Below are 18,557 nucleotides of genomic sequence, written 5' to 3' on the forward strand. Positions count from 1 at the left end.
AAACCCAAAAAGCTCGCAGTAACGGCATGCATGCGCAAATACCTCACCCGTCTTAATGCCATGCGCCGCGACAATGCCCCTTGGAAAGCCGCTTCAGAGCAGCATGGTAAAGACAGTTGACTCCTACGGAGTGCATGAGCGCCGGTGCTGCGCTCCCTCCCTTTCGCGCAGCGAAGGGGAGGGCAGGGGAGGGGTAGCTCTGCGAGACCGCAGGAGTCGTGGCTTCGCGGCCGAGGCCGCTCCTACGGGGATGCCGTTGCTTCGAATGCCGCGTGGTAGTGCACCTGCGCCGCCGGTACGGTGCCGGCCAGCGGCAGTGCCTGGAAGTACGCCGGCGGAACCCCCGGCAGTTCCAGTCCCGGAACTACCTTGAAGCCGAACCGCGCGTAGTACCCCGGTTCCCCCAGCAGCACACAGCCGGCACTGCCCAGCTGCGTCAGGCGATCAATTGCCGCCCGCATCAACGCCGTACCAATCCCCTGGCCCTGGCGATCCGGACGGACCGATATCGGCCCCAGGCCATGCCAGCCGGCGTCGCCCGATGACAGCACCACCGGCGATACGGCGACGTGCCCGATCAGCGCGCCGTGCTCCTCGGCCACCAACGACACCGTCAGCTGCCCGGCCGCACGCAATGCGGCAACGATGAACTGCTCGGTATGGCTGGAATGGACCGCCTCGGCGAATGCAGCCTCGGTCAGGCGGTGGATCGCGTCGATGTCGGCGGGTTGCTCGTCGCGGATATGAAACGTCATGCCATGCATCCAGAACGTTGCGGGGCGGATGACCGCCCCGGGAAGAAAGAAAACAGGCGCGGCTCAGTCGTCGAACGACTTGCCGTCGCTGCGCAGGCGTTCCTTGGCCGACTGCCACCAGCCGTCGAGCATGCCCTTGCCGTCGCCCATCAACTGGTCGACCTTCGCGCTCTGCTGGTCCACGAACTCCATCAGGCTGGCCAGCCCATCCGGCCCGTGCCGCTTGATCTCGCCCCAGACCACCTTGGTGAACACCCTGGCCATCCACAGGCTGGAATCAACGTCGCCGGTCTCGGCCTCGATCTGCCCGATCAGTTCACCCAGATAGGCGCGCGCTTCCGGTGGCACCTGCGGGTTCTCGCTCAGGCGCTTGAGCATCACCAGCCCTTCGCGCACGTCGCCGTTGTTGATGGCCAGACCGGCGCGCCCCAGCTCCGACAGCCACGGCTGTTTCAGGCTCAGCGCGATCGCGTCGATATGGACCTGGGCGCGGTCCCAGCGCTTGTCCGTGATGGCCTTGTAACCCAACGCGGCATGCACGATCAGCATCCGCATCCGTGCCTCGGTGGCCTGCCCAGCGTCGAGCGTCTTGCCGCCGTTGATCGCGAATTCGCTCTGCTGTTCGGCCAGTTGCGGCCATTCCCGCCGATGGAAGGCCACCGAACGGAGGGCGGCGCTGATCTGCGCGTAGTCCCTGCAGGCGGGCAGGGCATCGACGATGTCCGATTCGGCGATGGCGATGGTGCTGCGGTCGGCGCTGAGCGCGCTGTAGCCGAGCAGGCCATGGATCATGCATTCGGTATCGGGCGTCAGCTCCGGCGTGGGCTCGCTGCCGGCCATCCGCATGCCCTCGCGCCAGGCGTTGTAGGAGGCGGGCAGGCCGTGGTGCGAAAGGCGCCGGTACTGCGTGTAGGTCAGGCTGTCGCGCAATGCCTCCAGCTGCTCCTGCTCGGTCTTCTCACCGCAACCGGCAAGGATCAGGACGCCAGCGACGGCGGCCAGCCAGCGCAGGCGGGGGCGGGTGTGCGGAAGTGTCATGCGGTCCATCCGTGGGAACACGAGCGCTATAGATACCGCAGCCGAGCGCCGCCCGTACAGTGCGGCGGCGATCATGAAGACGGCGCTGTGGCGCGGTGGGGGCCGGCAACGTACTGTGCCGGGCATCGCACGCACGCTGAGTTCGACCTTCATGTATCCGGGATGCCCGCTGTGAATGCCGCTTTCATGCCCGTTTTGCCGCTGCCCCTGCACCGTGTCCTGCTGGGGGCGGTTGCGATGGGCGTCCTGGCTGCCTGCAGCACGGTGCCGGCGCCCGCCCCGGGGCCGCCGGCGGACGTGGTGCGCAACGAGATCGAACGTCGCATCCCTGCGCGGACCGCGGACCGTGCCGGTTGGGCGGCGGACATACAGGCGGCCTTCGCCGCGCAGCGCATTGCCCCCAACGCCGAGAACATCTGCGCGGTGCTGGCGGTGATCGAGCAGGAGTCGGGGTATCGCGCCGATCCGGCCGTCGCCAACCTGCCGCGCATCGCGCGCCAGGAGATCGACCGGCGTGCCTCGGCGTTGCATGTCCCGGGCCTGCTGGTGGATGCCGGCCTGCGGATCAAGGCAACCGATGGCCGCAGCTACGGTGACAAGCTGGCGGGGGTGCGTACCGAGCGTGACCTCAGTCGCCTGTATGAGGAGATCATCGACCGCGTGCCGCTGGGGCAGCGTTTGTTCGCCGGCAAGAACCCGGTGCAGACCGGTGGCGCGATGCAGGTCAGCATCCCCTTCGCGCAGGCGCATGCCCAGGGGTATCCGTACCCGGTGCAGGCCAGTATCCGCGACGAGGTGTTCAGCCGGCGCGGTGGCGTGTACTTCGGCACGATGCACCTGCTGGGCTATGAAACGCCGTATACCCGCAAGGTGCACCGGTTCGCCGACTACAACGCCGGCTGGTATGCCAGCCGCAATGCGGCCTTCCAGAACGCGGTGGCGGTTGCCTCCGGGCAGGCGCTGGCGCTGGATGGTGACCTGCTGGCACCGGGGGCGCCGCTGGATGCGCCGGGCCAGACCGAGCGTGCCGTGCGGCAGCTGGGCGCGGCGCTGGGAATGGACGAGCGGGGCATCCGGCGGGCGCTGGAGCAGGCGGACCAACTGGCCTTCAGCGAGAGCCCGCTGCACCAGCGCGTGTTCACCCTGGCCGAATCCCGGGCCGGCAAGCCGTTGCCGCGCGCGGTGATCCCCGGCATCCGCCTGGACAGCCCCAAGATCACCCGCGAGCTGACCACCGAGTGGTTCGCCAACCGCGTGGACGGACGTTACCGGGAGTGCCTGCAGCGCTGACCGTGGCAGGTTCGGGTGGGTGTTGCGGCAGGCGAGGGTGGTGGCCTGCCCGCGGGTGCGCAGGCGGGCAAGGCTGCGCCGCTCAGGCGCGGACGGGGTTGCGTCCCAGCACGCGTGCGCCGGTGATGATCATGCGGATCATCTGCGACATCTGCTCGATCAGCTCCGGGTCCTTCTCTTCCGGCAGGTCCATGGCGGTGCCGCCCATGGCGAAGATCAGGCGGGTGATGGCCTTGGCGGCCAGCGCGGGCTCATGCAGCGTGGCACCGTCCAGTGCGGCCAGGCGCACCAGGTCCACCTTGAGCTCGTCCTCGAAATAGTTGAGCTCGCGGTCCACCGCCTGCTTGAAGGCGTCCGAGCCGGCGGTGCCTTCGCGCAGCAGCACGTGCATCAGCCGGTCGTCGGCGCGCAGCTGCTCCATGAAGGTTTCCACCGACAGGCGGATCACACCGCGGTTGCTGTCGGCCGCACGCAGGCGGGCCTGGCCGATGATGGTGCGCAGCGAACGGCCCGCCAGGTCGATCAGGGCCACGGTCAACTCGTCCATGTCCCTGAACTGGCGATAGAACGAATTCGGGGCGATCCCCGCTTCGCGGGCCACCTCGCGCAGGCTCAACGTGGACACGCTGCGATGCGGGCCGATCAGCGCCAACGCCGCCGCCAGCAGGTCGTCGCGCGAGATCGAAGCCTTGCGTGCCGGGTGCTGGTCGTCGTGGTGGGTCAAGGGCTGATCGGGACGGGTCATCGCGGGCAGGATGGACGGATTCGTGAATCATAGCCGGTATGGTGAATATACGAGTGTATACACAGCTGTATGCTCGGCCGTATAGTTCGTCGCCATGAGTGCTGTCTACCGTAATGCCACGCCCCCCCAGATCCCCTGGCTGAGCGAGGGCTTCTTCGATTTCTGGTCCACCCGCGTCAATCGCCTGTGGACGCTGCGCCGTCCATTGGCGCGTGTCGTGGCCCGCAACGCCGCCAGCGCCGATGCGGTGACCCTGGAGCTGCAACCCAACCGGCACTTCGCCGGGGTGCAGGCGGGCCAGCACATCAACGTCGGCGTGGAGGTGGATGGCCGCATGGTCACCCGCAGCTACAGCCCGACCGTCCTGCCCAATGGGCGCCTGGCCATCACCGTCAAGGCAATCCCCGATGGCAAGGCCAGCACCTGGCTGACCCGCAATGCCCGGCCAGGCGACGTGATCGCGCTGGGCCAAGCTTTTGGTGAGATGACCCTGCGCACCGATCCAGGCCAGCGCCTGTTGTTGCTGGCCGCCGGCAGCGGCATCACCCCGATGCGCTCGCTGCTGCAGGCGCTGGATGCGCAGGGCATGCCGGTGGCCGTGGACCTGTTGTACTGGGCGCGTCGCCGCGAGGAGCTGTGCTTCGTCGAGGAGCTGCAGGCGCTTGCCGCCCGCCATACGCACTTCCGCCTGCAACTGTTGCTGACCCGCGATGCGGCCGCGTCCGCGGCGCGCGTGGATGCGCACGACTTCGCGGCATTGGATGCACCGGCGGCCACGCGGGTGCTGGCCTGCGGGCCGGCCGGGTTCGTTGAAGCGGCACGGCAACGCCTGCAGGGCCAGGTTGCCCAGTTCGAAAGCGAGGCCTTCAGCCAACCGGCCTTGCCGGACATCGAGCAGGGCAGCGTGCAGGTGCAGCTGCTGCGGACCGGTCGCACGTTGACGCTGCCGCGCGGCAAGCCCCTGCTGGCGGCGCTGGAGGCCCAGGGCATCCAGCCGGCCAGTGGTTGCCGCATGGGCATCTGCAACACCTGCGTCTGCGACAAGGTGTCCGGCATCACCCGCCATACGCTGACCGGCGACTACGCCGCCGAACCGTCCACCCCGCTGAAGCTGTGCGTCAACAGCGCCAGTACCGATCTCGCCCTGGAGCTGTAACCGATGTCTTCCGTGCACAACCGCACCCTGTCCGCGGCCGAACTGCAGGCCTTCGGCGATGAACTCGACGCGGTGCGCGCCAGGCACCTGGCTTCGCTGGGCGCCGCCGACGCGCGCTACATCCGCAGGATCGTCGCGGCCGTGCGCTGGACCGGCGTCGCCGGGCGCACGCTGCTGTTCCTGGGGGCATTCGTGCACAGCGTGCTGGTGCCGGCCTGGATTGCCGGCGTGGTGCTGCTGGCGCTGTCCAAGATCCTGGAGAACATGGAGCTGGCGCACAACGTCATCCATGGCCAGTACGACTGGATGGGCGACCCGTCATTGCAGGGCAAGACCTACGAGTGGGACATCGTCGGCACCGCCGAGAGCTGGCGCAAAACCCACAATTTCCGCCACCACACGTACACCAACGTGCGCGGGCTGGACGATGACATCGGCTACGGGCTGCTGCGCATCTTCCCCGAGCAGCGCTGGCATCCGTTCTTCCTGGCGCAGCCGTTCGTGGCGGTGGTGTTCGCGCTGCTGTTCGAGTGGGGCATCGCCATACAGGACCTGCGCGTGGGCCGCCTGCTCAACCGCAAGGTCACGCTGCGGCAGCTGTGGGCGCAGGCCAGGCCGGTGCGCCGCAAGATGCTCAAGCAACTGCTGAAGGACTACGTGCTGTTTCCGGCACTGGCCGGCCCGTTCTTCCTGCCGGTGCTGCTGGGCAACCTGCTGGCCAACGTCATCCGCAACGTGTGGACGTACGTGGTGATCTTCTGCGGCCACTTCACCGCCGACGCCGAAACCTTCCCCAAGGACTGCATCCGCAACGAGACGCGCGGCCATTGGTACCTGCGCCAGTTGCGCGGTTCGTCCAATCTCGCCGGCGGCCGGTTGCTGGACGTGATGACCGGCAACCTCAGCCACCAGATCGAGCACCACTTCTATCCCGACATCCCCGCCAACCGGTACGCCGCGATGGCGGTGGACGTGAAGGCCATCTGCGCCCGCTACGGCCAGCACTACAACACCGGCTCACTGCCGAAGCAGTTCGGCCAGGTGGTCTGGCGCATCCTGCGTCACGCCTTCCCGAGCCGCCCGGCCCCGGAGCGCCCGCTGGTAGCCGCCGAGCCCGCCGAGCCGCCTGGCAATGCTCCATCGGTGGGCGCGGCGTAGTCCGCGAAATCGCCTACGCTTGGTAATCCCCCCAAGCCAGCGTTCGTCAGCGGCCGTAATCTCGCATGCGTCCTAAGCCACGCACCAAACCGGGGCGTTGATTGCCCCGGAAGCGCCGCCCGTGCCGTGAGTTGTGTCATCGATGCCGCACACGCCGGCAGCGATGCCGCTCTTTTCGCCAGCGGTGGCGAATGAACCGGCAACGATGCCACTTTTTTCGCCATCCATGGCGCTCGTAACGGCATCCATGCCCCTTGAAGGTGCGCGCGGCAAGCACACGTGGCACGTCTGCCACCGGGAGCGTGGCCCATGCCGCTTCAAGCGGCACGTGTGAGGCCGACACGTTGACCGTTGAAGCACCGGCCGGGCCAATGAAGGGCAGGGCCGGCGATACGACGCCCGGGCGCGCAACATCCCTGCCAAAGAAAGAGGCCGCCCGTGGGCGGCCTCTTCGCGGTCTAGCGCTGGAGCGGTGACGGCAGCCCCGTCAGTACGGTTTCACGAAGGGGAAGACCTGCCGCCGCGCGAGGATTTGGAGAAGCGGCTGCCCAGATTGCGCCGCAGGGCTTCCAGGCCCTGGTTGCGACCGGCCACCTTGAGCAGGGCGTAACCGTCCAGGGCGCAGCGCATCACGTCGCTGCGCAGGGCGATGTCGGTATCGGAGGCGCGTTCGGCAAGGCGCAGGATGCGCTGCAGGCGGGGGCGCAGGCGGTCCAGTGTGTCCAGGTCGGACAGGGCCTCGGCGATGCTCAACGTCGCCGGTACCACCTGCGGGTTCTGCGCCAGTACATGCAACGTCTGCCGGCAGAAGGCTTCGGATTTGCTGCCCATGCGCGAGAGCTTCTTGCGCTGCGCGGCGGACATCGCCACCAGCCCCACCAGCTGTGCCTCCAATTCGGTCAGTGCGGCATCCAATGCGCTCAGCTGCTTGTCGGTCAAACGAAGGGAACTCAGGTTCTGCATCGTCGGTCGTCCTTTTCGATCAAGGGGATGGCCGCTTTCGCCGCGGCCATCGCCACCTTGCCCGCCCGAAGCATCGTTGCCGCCGGGAAAACACCGCCCTTCATCCTAAGAGGCTACCCCCACTTCCCGTAGGGGCAGCCATGGCCGCGAAGCGCGTGCGTCGCGGGAACAAACGCGCCAACCGATCCAATCCCGTGCCTCACCCCCGGCGTGCCGCCTCGATCCTGGCGATGTCGATCTTCGTCATCTCCATCATCGCGGTGAACGCCCGCTTGGCCGCGGCCGGGTCGGGGTCGCTGATCGCCTCGCTGAGCACGCGCGGTGTGATCTGCCACGACAGGCCCCAGCGGTCCTTGCACCAGCCGCAGGCGCTCTCCTGGCCGCCGTTGCCGACAATGGCATTCCACAGCCGGTCGGTTTCGGCCTGGTCCTCGGTGGCCACCTGGAACGAGAACGCTTCGGTGTGCTTGAAGGCCGAGCCGCCGTTCAAACCGAGGCAGGGGATGCCCATCACCGTGAACTCCACGGTCAGGACGTCGCCCTGTTTGCCGGCGGGGTAGTCCCCCGGCGCGCGATGCACGGCATTCACCTTGCTGTCGGGGAACGTGGCGGCATAAAACGTCGCCGCCTCCAGCGCCGTGCCGTCATACCAAAGGCAGATCGTGTTCTTGCTGTTCATGGCAAACCTCCATCAACGGGCCCCCGGCATACCACAGCAACCCTTCAACCCGCGTCGTAGGCGTGGCCTGGGCTGTGAATCCGACAGGCCAGACGGCCGACCCGCGCGCCCGAGCCAGATCCCCGGCTAGAATCCGGAAAAACAACCACACCCGCCGGGGCCGGAAACGCATTTCCGGACGGGTGCCGCAACCGGACAGGAGTCCACGGGGGAAAGGATGGCGGAAGTAACCAAGGCCCGAACCGGCCAACTGATACGCAAGCTGTTTGGCATCCTGCAGGCCCAGCCGGACGGCATGAAGGCCGGTGATGCCTTGGCGGCCCTGGCCGCGCAGGTGCAGCTGACACCTTACGAGGCAGGTGATTACCCCACCGGTGGACGGCGCTTTGAGAAGATCGTGCGCTTCGCCACCGTGGACACGGTCAAGGCCGGCTGGCTGGTGAAGGACAAGGGCATCTGGACGGTGACCAGCGAAGGCGCGCAGGCGCTGCAGCAGTATCCCGATGGCGAGCAGTTCTACCGCGAGGCGGTGCGGCTGTACCACAAGTGGAAGAAAGCCCAGCCGGTCGCGGAGGTGGAGGAGGGCGACGATGAGGCCGTGGAGAAATCGGCCAGCATCACGCTGGAGCAGGCCGAGGAAATGGCATGGGCCGAGATCGAGGCCCACCTGGCCGCCATGCCGCCGTATGAGTTCCAGGAACTGGTCGGGGCCCTGCTCATCGCGATGGGTTACCACGTCGCATGGATTGCGCCGCCCGGAAAGGACGGCGGCATCGACGTCATTGCCTACAACGACCCGCTGGGCACCCGCCCGCCGCGCATCAAGGTGCAGGTCAAGCGCAATGCCAACTCTCCCCGGATCGACGTCATGGGGCTGCGCAGCTTCATGGCGGTATTGGGCGAGGGCGACGTGGGCCTGTTCGTGGCCCTGTCAGGTTTCACCAAGGATGCCGACCTGGAAGCGCGCCAAAGCCACCGCCGAATCACATTGATCGATGCCAACCGGCTGGTGGATCTGTGGACGCGACATTATGGCCAGCTGGACGATGGTGCGCGGCGCAGGCTGCCATTGAAACCGGTTTGGTTTCTGGCGGGGGATGAGTAGGGCGGTGGGAATGGTTTGTCGGCTTTCGGCCCATAGCGGACATTTAGTTGGCGCCAGATTGGGGTCCGTGGGGTCTCCAGCGTTATCTCTGGGTCCTGGCTTGTTAGTGGGACACAGCCGCTCTAAGATCGAGCTGTATCAAGGGGAAAGCCCGCCTATATCCGCGTGGACAAGTCGAATGATCGGACTCCGAGATTAGGCTTCTGGATAGTTGGGGGGGGGCATTGAGCTGGTTGGCGGCGTGTCATTCAATGTGACATCGGTCAACGGCGGCTGTCTCAGAGTCGATGACATATCCGTCTGTAGATAACACGGGCTACGCCATACGCAGGGTTCTTGCCAGCACGTCTTTTCACAACTATCTAGGAGTGAGATATGTCGCTTGAAAAGCTCTACACCAAGACCTTCGCTAAAGAGACCAATTACTTCACACACTGGCTACCCAGTGCTGCCCTTACCCTTGGAACTGTGGGATCCTTGGATGGCTATATGTTTGTCCCGAAAAGCACCCTTCAGGACATGGGGATCGCGTTTAACCCGCTGACGGACGTAGTCCAAGACCTGTCCCCAACCCCCATGAATTTCACATCGAGCAAGGGTGTCGGCATTACTGTCCAAACGACAGCCGATACCAAGCAATTCCTGGCCGGTGTGCCCGTTGGAAAAGCGGGGCTCGGAGTGCAGTTCTCGAAGAAGGGATCCTTTGTCTTAAGGGCAGCGAAGGCCTTCGAGCCGCGGATCAGGGATGTTCACCGTATTGAGATGGAAATCATGAATGCGTTCAAAGCTGGGAAATGGCCGCGGGATTACGTGGTAATAACCCAGCTGTGGCATGCGCCTTACATGGATGCATTTATCTCGGATGACTCCAATGCATCCTGCGATCTTCAATTGGATGGCGACGCTGGCGCCATAGTTCCTGAGCTGGGGAACGCCTCGGCGAAGTTCTCGCTTGTACGCAGCACCGGTAAGGTTATCAGCCTTCTGGGTTGCCAGGACGTACATCCGGCCTTCCTGTTGTCAGGGCTGAAATCGAGCGGGAGAAGGCTGTTCCATAGCCCCAATGCTATGCATGCAGATGGCCTAGCGACCGCAGACGAAGTGGTCGGAGCAGATGATGTTGACGACTACAGTTTCGGCCAGATCAATCCCGTGGATTTGGACGGCTGACCAGTGTGTTGACCAAGGCGCTACCGTTCGCGATTAGTCGGTGCGAGGATACTCATGGTCGTCCTTTTGAAGTCGCTTGGTTTTGGTTGCAATCGGGTTTTCTCGACCATTACTCAGTGCCAGCGATTAGCTCGCAAATCACGGCCCATAACATGTGGCCTTACCTTTGACTTAGGCCGCATGTCTTGTACTTGGCGTGACCCAGCTCAGGCAATGGCGAACGGCTGCTTGTGGTGGTAGGGCCTCATGCGACCCATAGCGGCCATTGGTGCGGCCGCCGAGCCTACCGCTGGGTCCGGTTATACGCTGGCTTGTTAGCCGGACCCGGCCGCCCTAAGATCGTGTTGTATCAAGGGGAGAGCCCACCACAGGTGCTTTGTGGATAAGTCTTATAACCGGACCAATGGGGCCGTCTATTAGGTAATTAGCTTCCTAGAGGGAGAGATGACAGACGACGATAAGAAGGTTTCAATCGCCTTGCCGGGGGAATGGGCACTTCAGAAGACCTTAGGCCCAGTACTCACCGAGATCGGTGATGATCTCAAGCGTCTTTACTCCAAGGGTCGAGACAAGATCATCGAGAAGGCGTACAAGAAGATCGAAGATCCCGAGGATGGCAAGAGCGCAAATCTCCGCATCGCCCACGACGTTTTGACGAACGGCGCTTTCACCGACGAGGAAGTCTGCGCCGAGTACTTCGGTGGAATTCTCGCGTCGTCCAGAACAACCGACGGAAAGAGCGACGATGCCATTCAGTTGCTCGATACCATAAAGTCACTATCCGCCAAGCAGCTGCATCTTCACTATGTTCTGTACAACTCCCTCAACAAACTTCTTGTTGCTGGCCAGGAACATATCAATGTTGGGAAGGCTGCCGAAGTGCAAAGTAGGGAAACTTGGTTTGCTTTGAGCGAACTCGCTGGCATTGGCATCAAGTACGACACTGATTTCAATATCCTGCATAGACAAGGCTTGGTCATTTCCTACCAGACAAGCACGCACAAGATTGATGAGATGCGTGTTCTTCCCTACGCGAAGGCGGGGCCGACCACATACGGTATCCTGCTGTACTCCGTCGCACATAACCTACTCGGCGACTGGCGCAAATTCTCATCGCAGATTTTCCCTGACTTTGAAGGAATTGCGCTCCCAAAGTTGTATGGATTCAGTGTTTCTGAGCTTCTAGAAAAGGCTGGTATCAAGGCCCCAGGGAGCTAACAATTCATTCAAGCCGACGCCGCTACGCGGGTCGGCTCAGTTCCGGAGTTGAACGGTCGCTTCTGGCCGTAGTACGCCAGTCTCCCCATTTGGGTTGGTGATGCGGTTAATTCAGCTAGTTGAGCACCATGATTGGAGGCCGGGCGATGAAGCGCGAACCAAACTGCGTGGGAGTGGACGGGGCGAAGTCGGGTTGGATTGCCGTCTGGTGGGCGGGAGCCGCATTGACGCACTGCGTGTACCGCAGTGCACGTTCTCTTGTGGATGCGCATCGGCAGGCGCGGGTTATCGCGGTGGACATTCCAATCGGTCTGTCGGAGTACGGCGGGCGACGGGCAGACGTTGAGGCGCGACAGTTTGTGGGAGGCCGACGGGCCAGCAGCGTGTTCTCTTCGCCGGTCAGAGGCATCCTTGATGCGACCTCACAACCCGAGGCATCACGTAGGCACAAGGAGATTGACGGGCGCGGTTTTGGTTCGCAATCGTTCGCCATCCTGCCCAAGATCCGCGAATGGGATGAGTTGATGCGGTCGGACACCCTGGCGCGCGCAATGGTGAGGGAAATTCATCCCGAGGTATCCTTTGCCGCGCTGAACGGTGGCCGAGGAAAGGGGCTGGCGTTCAAGAAGAAGTCGCAGGACGGTGCTGCCATACGAACCGAGTTGTTGTCGCCTGTGTTTGGCTCCGAACAGGTCGCACGACTTGTGCAATCGGGGTGCGTCGGCAAGCGGCCAAGGACGACGTACTCGACGCTTTAGTTGCTCTTTGGAGTGCGGAACGCGTCGCCGCGGGGGAAGCCGTTTCTTTGCCGACGCTACCCGTTTCCGATGCCACCGGTCTGGCTACCGCGATCTGGTACTAACGTTGCGTTTAAAGCACGGGGCGTCGAATCTCGTGTGCCTCCACTTGGCCCCCATTTTTACCGGAAGCTGCAGTCCCGGCAATCTCTGAGCGACGCTATTTGCAGCTTCAAGATTCTGCGGCCTTACCCGGAATCAGCGGCCGCAGAAACGAGTGCTTGCTCCCCCAAGTCGCGACCTGCCCTAAAGCCAGCCCCCACGTTTTTCAGCTTGTGAGCGGCGCTCGTGCTGGCTGGCATGGCGCCTCGTCTCCCGGGGCTATGCCCGATGTGTTGCCGGACCCATTGCCGGAAACCATGGTTCCGGCGGCAGGGAGGCATGGTGGCTACGGGCCAACCATGTCAGCCGGGCGACGCCGACGATGACTGCTCGCCGTGCGGATCAGGCTTCCAGCACTTCCAGCACGCGGCCGTCGGGCAGTTCCAGCCCGCGCGGCTTGGAGGGCTCGATGAACTCGGCCAGCCGGCCGGCGTTGGGGCACTGCAGCAGCATGTAGTTGACGTCGAAGTTGAGCTTCTCGACCAGGAAGTCGATGAATGCCCGCACCTTGGGTGAGACCATGCCGCCGCCGGCGAACACGGCGTTGAAGTCGTACTCCGGGCCGGTCCAGCCGGCCAGCACGCGGCGCAGCATGCCGGACTCGACGTAGGGTTTGGCCATCACGTCGCTGCTGAGCATCAGGCCTTCACCGGCGACCAGCATGCTGTTCAGCGCGGCCGTGTCATTGGCCAGCAACAGCGGATTGACGACGAACTCGCGCATCTCGCCGCCGGCCTCGGCCAATGGCCAGGTGAAGCGGTTATTGGCGTTGTGCGGCTTGCGCACGGACAGGGTGCGATGGAACTGCAGCTCGTCCGGGTGGCGGGGTTCGCCGTAGCGCTTGATGTAGGACGGGCTGGCGAACACCTGGGTGCGCAGCGTGCCCAGCTTGCGCGCGACCAGGTTGGAATCGGGCAAGGGGCCGATGCGCAGGGCCATGTCGATCTCGCCGGAAATCAGGTCCAGGGTTTCGTTGCCCAGGTGCATCTCCACGCGCAGTTCCGGGTACTGGGCCTGGAACTGGCCCAGCAGCGGCGCAATCCAGGTGGTGCCCACCGAGTACGGCACGGTGAAGCGCAGCCAGCCGCGCGGGCCGGACTGCAACTGGCTCACCGCGCTCTCGGCCTGCTCCAGTTCGCGGGCGATGCGCTGGCAATGTTCGTAGTAGACGGTGCCGGCCTCGGTCAGGCCCAGACGGCGCGTGGTCCGGTGCAGCAGGCGTGCGCCCAGCCGGGTTTCCAGCTCCTGCACCTTGCGGCTGACGGTGGTCTTGGGTTGCCCGAGCAGCCGGGCGGCGGCCGTGAAGCTGCCTTGTTCAACCACCTTGACGAAGATCAGGGTGTCGTTGAGGTCGTTGGCCATCGAGGGGGACTCTTCAGGGGAGCGGCAGCGGGATTGTGCCGGCGACGGGATGATTATTCCCCTGAATCCGTACTAATCAAGTATGGATTGGAGGCGTACCTTGCACAGCTCCGCACAGATCGGACTTGCAGCCATGCGTCTGCGCCACCTTCCCAGCTTCCGCCGGATCCGCCGCCAAGCCGCGCCAGGCTTGATCACTGACGCGCGCGTTTCGTTCAAAAGCCTGAATTCATTGGAGTTTGCTTTCCCCGACGGGGCCGATGTGGCCGCGCGTCCGGTTGGCCGGGTGCAGCGCCTTGTCCCTGCAATGTGGCACCGACTGATGCGGTTTGTCCCGCAGGTGGGAGAAAAATTTCCGTAGGCGGGACACTGAATGCGTCGGCCACGCGCGTCCAGCGACGCAATGCACGGCCCCACGCGCAGCAACCGGCATGCCGGCCCCTCTTTTCCAGCCTTACCGCAGCACCCGCGCTTTCAGCTTCTCTTTCGCTTCCCTTTCTCCCCCTGTTCTGGATGGATGACATGAACGCAATGACGCCCCGATTCCCCACCGCACGACGTGTCGTGCTGGCCAGCTTCTCCGCATTGGCCATCGCCGTACTGGCTGCCTGCAGTGGCGGCCACGCCGAAGAAGCGGGCATGCCGCCCCCGCCGGAGGTCAATGCCGCCCCGGTGCTGGTCAAGCAGGTCAACCAGTGGGACGAGTTCAGTGGCCGCGTGGAGGCGGTGCAGAACGTCGAGCTGCGCCCGCGCGTGTCCGGCTACATCGACAAGGTCAACTATGTCGAAGGCCAGGAAGTGAAGAAGGGTGACGTACTGTTCCTGATCGATGCACGCACCTACCAGGCTGCCTACGAGCAGGCCAATGCCGAACTGGCACGTGCGCGGACGCAGGCGTCGCTTGCCCGCAGCGAATCCGAGCGTGCCCGCCGCCTGTCCGAGCAGCAGGCCATCTCCACCGAAACCTGGGAGCAGAAGCGCGCGGCGGCCGACCAGGCCGCGGCCGACGTGCAGGCCGCCAAGGCGGCGCTGGACGCGGCCGCGTTGAACCTGGAGTTCACCAAGGTGCGTGCACCCATCAATGGTCGCGCTGGCCGCGCGATGGTCACCGCCGGCAACCTGGTCACGGCCGGCGATGCTGCCAGCGTGCTGACCACGCTGGTATCGCTGGACACGGTGCACGTCTATTTCGACGCCGACGAGGCCACCTTCCTGCGCTATGCGCAGATGGCGCGCAAGGGCGAGCGGCCGAGCGAGCGCGACCAGGCCCTGCCGGTGCAGATCGGCCTGGCCGGCGAGCAGGGCTTCCCGCACGAGGGCAAGGTGGACTTCCTGGACAACCAGGTCGTGCGCAGCACCGGCACCATCGGCGTGCGCGCGTTGCTGGACAACGCCGACCGGCAGTTCACCCCGGGCCTGTTCGCACGCGTGCGCCTGCTCGGCAGTGGCCAGTTCCAGGCCATGCTGGTGGATGACAAGGCCGTGCTCACCGACCAGGACCGCAAGTACGTGTACGTGGTCGACAAGGACGGCAAGGCGCAGCGCAAGGACGTGCAGCTGGGCCGTACCGCCGATGGCCTGCGCATCGTCGAGGCCGGGTTGGCCGCCGGTGACAAGGTGATCGTCGACGGCGTGCAGAAGGTCTTCATGCCCGGCATGCCGGTGCAGGCCAAGCCGGTGGCGATGCAGCCCCTGCCGGCCGGGCCGAAGACCGCCGCGCTGAACTGATTTCCGGTTTCGTCTGATGCCGGCGCCGTGCCGGCCACGCGCCTTCGCCCACCACGGGCGAGGGCAGGGTGGCTGCACGCCATCGCTGGCTACTTCAAGGAACTTCCCTCATGGATTTCTCACGTTTTTTCATTGACAGACCGATCTTCGCGGCGGTGTTGTCGATCGTCATCTTCGCGGCCGGCCTGATCACGCTGCCGATCCTGCCGGTCAGCGAATACCCGGAAGTGGTGCCGCCGTCGGTGGTGGTGCGTACGGTGTACCCGGGCGCGAACCCCAAGGTGATCGCCGAGACCGTCGCCACGCCGCTGGAGGAAGCCATCAACGGCGTGGAGGGCATGATGTACCTCAAGTCGGTGGCCGGCTCGGACGGCGTGCTGCAGATGACCATCACCTTCCGCCCGGGCACCGACCCGGACGCGGCGGCGGTGAAGGTGCAGAACCGCGTGGCCCAGGCGGAAGCCCGCCTGCCCGAGGACGTGCGCCGGCAGGGCGTGACCACGCAGAAGCAGTCGCCCACCTTCCTGATGGTGGTGCACCTGACCTCGCCGGACGGCAAGTACGACACCCTGTACCTGCGCAACTACGCCCGCCTGCACGTCAAGGATGCGCTCACCCGCATTCCCGGCGTGGGCGACGCGCAGATCTTCGGTGGCGGCGACTACGCCATGCGCGCCTGGCTGGACCCGGACCGGGTGGCCTCGCGCGGGCTGACCGCCGGTGACGTGGTGCGCGCCATGCGCGAGCAGAACGTGCAGGTGTCCGCCGGCCAGCTCGGCGCCGAGCCGATGCCCAACAGCCAGTTCCTGACCCTGATCAACGCGCAGGGCCGCCTGCGCAGCGAGCAGGAGTTCGGTGACATCGTGCTCAAGAGCGGTGCCGACGGCGAAGTGGTGCGGCTGTCCGACGTGGCGCGCATCGAGCTGGGGGCCGGTGACTACACCCTGCGCTCGCAGCTGGATGGCAAGAACGCGGTGGGCATCGGCATCTTCCAGGCCCCGGGTGCCAACGCGCTGGAGATCCGCGACGCGGTGATCGGCACGATGGACCAGATGCAGAAGACCTTCCCGGCCGGGGTGAAGTACGAGGCCGTGTACGACACCACCATCTTCGTGCGTGACTCGATCAAGGCCGTGGTCTCCACCCTGCTGGAGGCCATCGCGCTGGTGGTGCTGGTGGTGATCCTGTTCCTGCAGACCTGGCGTGCCTCGATCATCCCGTTGATCGCGGTGCCGGTGTCGGTGGTCGGTACGTTCGCCGCGCTGTACCTGCTGGGCTTCTCGATCAACACCTTGAGCCTGTTCGGGCTGGTGCTGGCGATCGGCATCGTGGTCGACGACGCTATCGTGGTGGTGGAGAACGTGGAGCGCAACATCGAGGAAGGCCTGTCGCCAACGGCGGCGGCGCACCAGGCGATGAAGGAGGTGTCCGGGCCGATCGTGGCGATCGCGCTGGTGCTGTGCGCGGTATTCGTGCCGATGGCGTTCCTGTCCGGCGTGACCGGCCAGTTCTACAAGCAGTTCGCCGTCACCATCGCCATCTCCACGGTGATCTCGGCGATCAACTCGCTGACCTTGTCGCCGGCGCTGGCCGCGCGCCTGCTCAAGCCGCACGGTGCCGCCAAGGATGCCCCGAGCCGCCTGATCGACCGCTTGTTCGGCTGGGTGTTCCGCCCGTTCAACCGCTTCTTCAAGTCCAGCTCGGAGAAGTACGAGCGCGGCGTGTCGAAGATCCTCGGTCGTCGCGGCGCGGTGTTCCTGGTGTATGCGGTGCTGCTGCTGGGCACCGGCGTGATCTTCAAGCTGGTGCCGCCGGGCTTCATCCCGACCCAGGACAAGCTGTACCTGATCGCCGGCGTGAAGCTGCCGGAAGGCGCGTCGATCGCGCGTACCGATGAAATGCTGCGCAAAGTCGCGCAGATCGCCAAGGAGACCGACGGCGTCGCGCACACCATCTCGTTCCCCGGCTTGAACGCACTGCAGTTCACCAACACGCCCAACACCGGCGTGGCGTTCATCCCGCTCAAGCCGTTCAACGAGCGCAATGGGCGGACCGCTGCCGAGATCAACGCCGAGATCAACCAGAAGATCGCCGGCCTGAAGGAGGGCTTCGCGTTCTCGATGATGCCGCCGCCGATCCTTGGCCTGGGCAACGGCAATGGCTACCAGATGTTCATCGAGGACCGCGGTAACCTGGGCTACGGTGCGCTGCAGACCGCGGTGCAGACCATGCAGGGCGCGGTGATGCAGACGCCGGGCATGGGCTACCCGATCACCAGCTACCAGGCCAACGTGCCGCAGCTCGACGCCGAGGTGGACCGCGTCAAGGCCAAGGCGCAGGGCGTGCAGTTGACCGAACTGTTCGACACGCTGCAGACCTACCTGGGCTCGGCCTACGTCAACGACTTCAACCAGTTCGGTCGTACCTGGCAGGTGATCGCCCAGGCCGACGGCCAGTTCCGTGACAGCGTGGAGGACATCGGCAAGCTGCGCACCCGCAACGATCGCGGCGAGATGGTGCCGATCGGCTCGATGGTGACCATCAAGGAAACCTACGGCCCGGACCCGGTGCTGCGCTTCAACGGCTACCCGGCCGCCGACCTGGCCGGCGAGGCCGACCCGCGCGTGCTGTCCTCGGCGCAGGCGATGAACAAGCTGACCGAGATCGCCGGGCAGGTGCTGCCGGTGGGCATGACCACCGAATGGACCGACCTGAGCTACCAGCAGGCCACGCAGGGCAATGCCGCCTTCATCGTGTTCCCGGTGGCGATCCTGCTGGCGTTCCTGGTGCTGGCCGCGCTGTACGAAAGCTGGTCGTTGCCGCTGGCGGTGATCCTGATCGTGCCGATGACGCTGCTGTCGGCCCTGTTCGGCGTGTGGCTGACCGGCGGTGACAACAACGTGTTCGTGCAGGTGGGCCTGGTGGTGCTGATGGGCCTGGCGTGCAAGAACGCGATCCTGATCGTCGAGTTCGCCCGCGAGCTGGAGATGGGCGGCAAGGGCATCGTCGACGCGGCGCTGGAAGCGTGCCGCCTGCGTCTGCGCCCGATCGTGATGACCTCGATCGCGTTCATCGCCGGCACGATCCCGCTGGTGCTCTCGCACGGTGCAGGTGCCGAGGTGCGCTCGGTCACGGGCATCACGGTGTTCGCCGGCATGCTGGGCGTGACGCTGTTCGGCCTGTTCCTGACCCCGGTGTTCTACGTGGCCCTGCGCAAGCTGGTGACCCGCAACGGCGGCGGCAAGCTGGTCCAGCATGGTGAACCGACGATCCACCATTGAGCCCGACCTG

The 18,557-nt window shown here is 65.0% G+C and carries 15 protein-coding genes and 1 pseudogene; 10 read left to right on the forward strand and 6 right to left on the reverse strand.

The features are described from left to right. Window positions 1-242 precede the first annotated feature (242 nt). Entirely contained in the window at window positions 243-755 is a 513-nt protein-coding gene (locus IB227_RS17100) for an N-acetyltransferase (protein WP_192288384.1), read from the reverse strand. 63 nt (window positions 756-818) lie between these two features. Continuing rightward, window positions 819-1,793, reverse strand: coding sequence for a hypothetical protein (locus tag IB227_RS17105; protein ID WP_192288385.1), 975 nt, complete (start codon window positions 1,791-1,793; stop codon window positions 819-821). A gap of 186 nt (window positions 1,794-1,979) precedes the next feature. Here IB227_RS17105 and IB227_RS17110 point away from each other — a divergent pair, with 186 nt between their 5' ends. Continuing rightward, window positions 1,980-3,083 carry a DUF1615 domain-containing protein gene (locus IB227_RS17110; protein WP_192288386.1) on the forward strand — a complete coding sequence of 368 codons (1,104 nt, stop codon included), beginning with the start codon at window positions 1,980-1,982 and terminating at the stop codon, window positions 3,081-3,083. A gap of 82 nt (window positions 3,084-3,165) precedes the next feature. Here IB227_RS17110 and fabR read toward each other — a convergent pair whose 3' ends face one another. Further along, window positions 3,166-3,828 carry an HTH-type transcriptional repressor FabR gene (gene fabR / locus IB227_RS17115; protein WP_132864236.1) on the reverse strand — a complete coding sequence of 221 codons (663 nt, stop codon included), beginning with the start codon at window positions 3,826-3,828 and terminating at the stop codon, window positions 3,166-3,168. A 94-nt stretch (window positions 3,829-3,922) separates the two neighbouring features. Here fabR and IB227_RS17120 point away from each other — a divergent pair, with 94 nt between their 5' ends. Together IB227_RS17120 and IB227_RS17125 are read left to right on the forward strand one after the other, a co-directional pair. Next, window positions 3,923-4,984, forward strand: a complete 1,062-nt coding sequence (locus IB227_RS17120; RefSeq protein WP_192288387.1) for a ferredoxin reductase — start codon at window positions 3,923-3,925, stop codon at window positions 4,982-4,984. Window positions 4,985-4,987: 3 nt separating this feature from the next. Further along, window positions 4,988-6,142 (forward strand): fatty acid desaturase, encoded by a 1,155-nt coding sequence (locus IB227_RS17125; protein ID WP_192288388.1) that lies wholly within the window; start codon window positions 4,988-4,990, stop codon window positions 6,140-6,142. A 498-nt stretch (window positions 6,143-6,640) separates the two neighbouring features. Here IB227_RS17125 and IB227_RS17130 read toward each other — a convergent pair whose 3' ends face one another. After that, a complete protein-coding gene (locus IB227_RS17130) occupies window positions 6,641-7,105 on the reverse strand; it encodes a hypothetical protein (RefSeq protein WP_132864233.1) in 465 nt (154 codons plus the stop codon). A gap of 199 nt (window positions 7,106-7,304) precedes the next feature. Then, on the reverse strand, window positions 7,305-7,784 hold the full coding sequence (locus IB227_RS17135) for a VOC family protein (RefSeq protein WP_192288389.1): 480 nt from the start codon (window positions 7,782-7,784) through the stop codon (window positions 7,305-7,307). 217 nt (window positions 7,785-8,001) lie between these two features. On the opposite strand from IB227_RS17135, the gene IB227_RS17140 reads away from it, so the two are divergent. From IB227_RS17140 to IB227_RS18585, 5 genes are all read left to right on the forward strand, one after another. After that, on the forward strand, window positions 8,002-8,889 hold the full coding sequence (locus tag IB227_RS17140; RefSeq protein ID WP_192288390.1) for a restriction endonuclease: 888 nt from the start codon (window positions 8,002-8,004) through the stop codon (window positions 8,887-8,889). Between the two features lie 375 nt (window positions 8,890-9,264). Then, entirely contained in the window at window positions 9,265-10,059 is a 795-nt protein-coding gene (locus IB227_RS17145; protein WP_192288391.1) for a hypothetical protein, read from the forward strand. A 444-nt stretch (window positions 10,060-10,503) separates the two neighbouring features. Beyond that, window positions 10,504-11,277: a hypothetical protein gene (locus tag IB227_RS17150; protein ID WP_192288392.1), complete on the forward strand. Its 774-nt coding sequence runs from the start codon at window positions 10,504-10,506 to the stop codon at window positions 11,275-11,277. A gap of 146 nt (window positions 11,278-11,423) precedes the next feature. Continuing rightward, window positions 11,424-12,035, forward strand: coding sequence for a DUF429 domain-containing protein (locus IB227_RS17155; RefSeq protein ID WP_263863723.1), 612 nt, complete (start codon window positions 11,424-11,426; stop codon window positions 12,033-12,035). Continuing rightward, on the forward strand, window positions 11,993-12,139 hold the full coding sequence (locus IB227_RS18585) for a DUF429 domain-containing protein (protein ID WP_318639559.1): 147 nt from the start codon (window positions 11,993-11,995) through the stop codon (window positions 12,137-12,139). Before IB227_RS17155 ends, IB227_RS18585 begins: the two co-directional genes overlap by 43 nt. A gap of 472 nt (window positions 12,140-12,611) precedes the next feature. On the opposite strand, the pseudogene IB227_RS17160 reads toward IB227_RS18585, so the two are convergent. Then, window positions 12,612-13,538, reverse strand: a pseudogene (locus tag IB227_RS17160) (LysR family transcriptional regulator); the annotation flags it as partial. A gap of 531 nt (window positions 13,539-14,069) precedes the next feature. On the opposite strand from IB227_RS17160, the gene IB227_RS17165 reads away from it, so the two are divergent. Together IB227_RS17165 and IB227_RS17170 are read left to right on the forward strand one after the other, a co-directional pair. Continuing rightward, window positions 14,070-15,266 (forward strand): efflux RND transporter periplasmic adaptor subunit, encoded by a 1,197-nt coding sequence (locus tag IB227_RS17165; RefSeq protein WP_192288394.1) that lies wholly within the window; start codon window positions 14,070-14,072, stop codon window positions 15,264-15,266. Window positions 15,267-15,376: 110 nt separating this feature from the next. Continuing rightward, window positions 15,377-18,547, forward strand: coding sequence for a multidrug efflux RND transporter permease subunit (locus tag IB227_RS17170; protein ID WP_192288395.1), 3,171 nt, complete (start codon window positions 15,377-15,379; stop codon window positions 18,545-18,547). Window positions 18,548-18,557: the final 10 nt, after the last annotated feature.

The organism is Stenotrophomonas sp. STM01 (genome assembly GCF_014852135.1).
GTDB classification, from domain to species: Bacteria; Pseudomonadota; Gammaproteobacteria; order Xanthomonadales; family Xanthomonadaceae; genus Stenotrophomonas; species Stenotrophomonas capsici.

What these genes read in the sequence shown, in the direction of transcription:
- IB227_RS17100 (WP_192288384.1), bottom strand. Translation starts at nt 755, where the DNA reads ATGACGTTTCATATCCGCGACGAGCAACCCGCCGACATCGACGCGATC.
- IB227_RS17105 (WP_192288385.1), bottom strand. Translation starts at nt 1,793, where the DNA reads ATGACACTTCCGCACACCCGCCCCCGCCTGCGCTGGCTGGCCGCCGTC.
- IB227_RS17110 (WP_192288386.1), top strand. Translation starts at nt 1,980, where the DNA reads ATGCCCGTTTTGCCGCTGCCCCTGCACCGTGTCCTGCTGGGGGCGGTT.
- fabR (WP_132864236.1), bottom strand. Translation starts at nt 3,828, where the DNA reads ATGACCCGTCCCGATCAGCCCTTGACCCACCACGACGACCAGCACCCG.
- IB227_RS17120 (WP_192288387.1), top strand. Translation starts at nt 3,923, where the DNA reads ATGAGTGCTGTCTACCGTAATGCCACGCCCCCCCAGATCCCCTGGCTG.
- IB227_RS17125 (WP_192288388.1), top strand. Translation starts at nt 4,988, where the DNA reads ATGTCTTCCGTGCACAACCGCACCCTGTCCGCGGCCGAACTGCAGGCC.
- IB227_RS17130 (WP_132864233.1), bottom strand. Translation starts at nt 7,105, where the DNA reads ATGCAGAACCTGAGTTCCCTTCGTTTGACCGACAAGCAGCTGAGCGCA.
- IB227_RS17135 (WP_192288389.1), bottom strand. Translation starts at nt 7,784, where the DNA reads ATGAACAGCAAGAACACGATCTGCCTTTGGTATGACGGCACGGCGCTG.
- IB227_RS17140 (WP_192288390.1), top strand. Translation starts at nt 8,002, where the DNA reads ATGGCGGAAGTAACCAAGGCCCGAACCGGCCAACTGATACGCAAGCTG.
- IB227_RS17145 (WP_192288391.1), top strand. Translation starts at nt 9,265, where the DNA reads ATGTCGCTTGAAAAGCTCTACACCAAGACCTTCGCTAAAGAGACCAAT.
- IB227_RS17150 (WP_192288392.1), top strand. Translation starts at nt 10,504, where the DNA reads ATGACAGACGACGATAAGAAGGTTTCAATCGCCTTGCCGGGGGAATGG.
- IB227_RS17155 (WP_263863723.1), top strand. Translation starts at nt 11,424, where the DNA reads ATGAAGCGCGAACCAAACTGCGTGGGAGTGGACGGGGCGAAGTCGGGT.
- IB227_RS17165 (WP_192288394.1), top strand. Translation starts at nt 14,070, where the DNA reads ATGACGCCCCGATTCCCCACCGCACGACGTGTCGTGCTGGCCAGCTTC.
- IB227_RS17170 (WP_192288395.1), top strand. Translation starts at nt 15,377, where the DNA reads ATGGATTTCTCACGTTTTTTCATTGACAGACCGATCTTCGCGGCGGTG.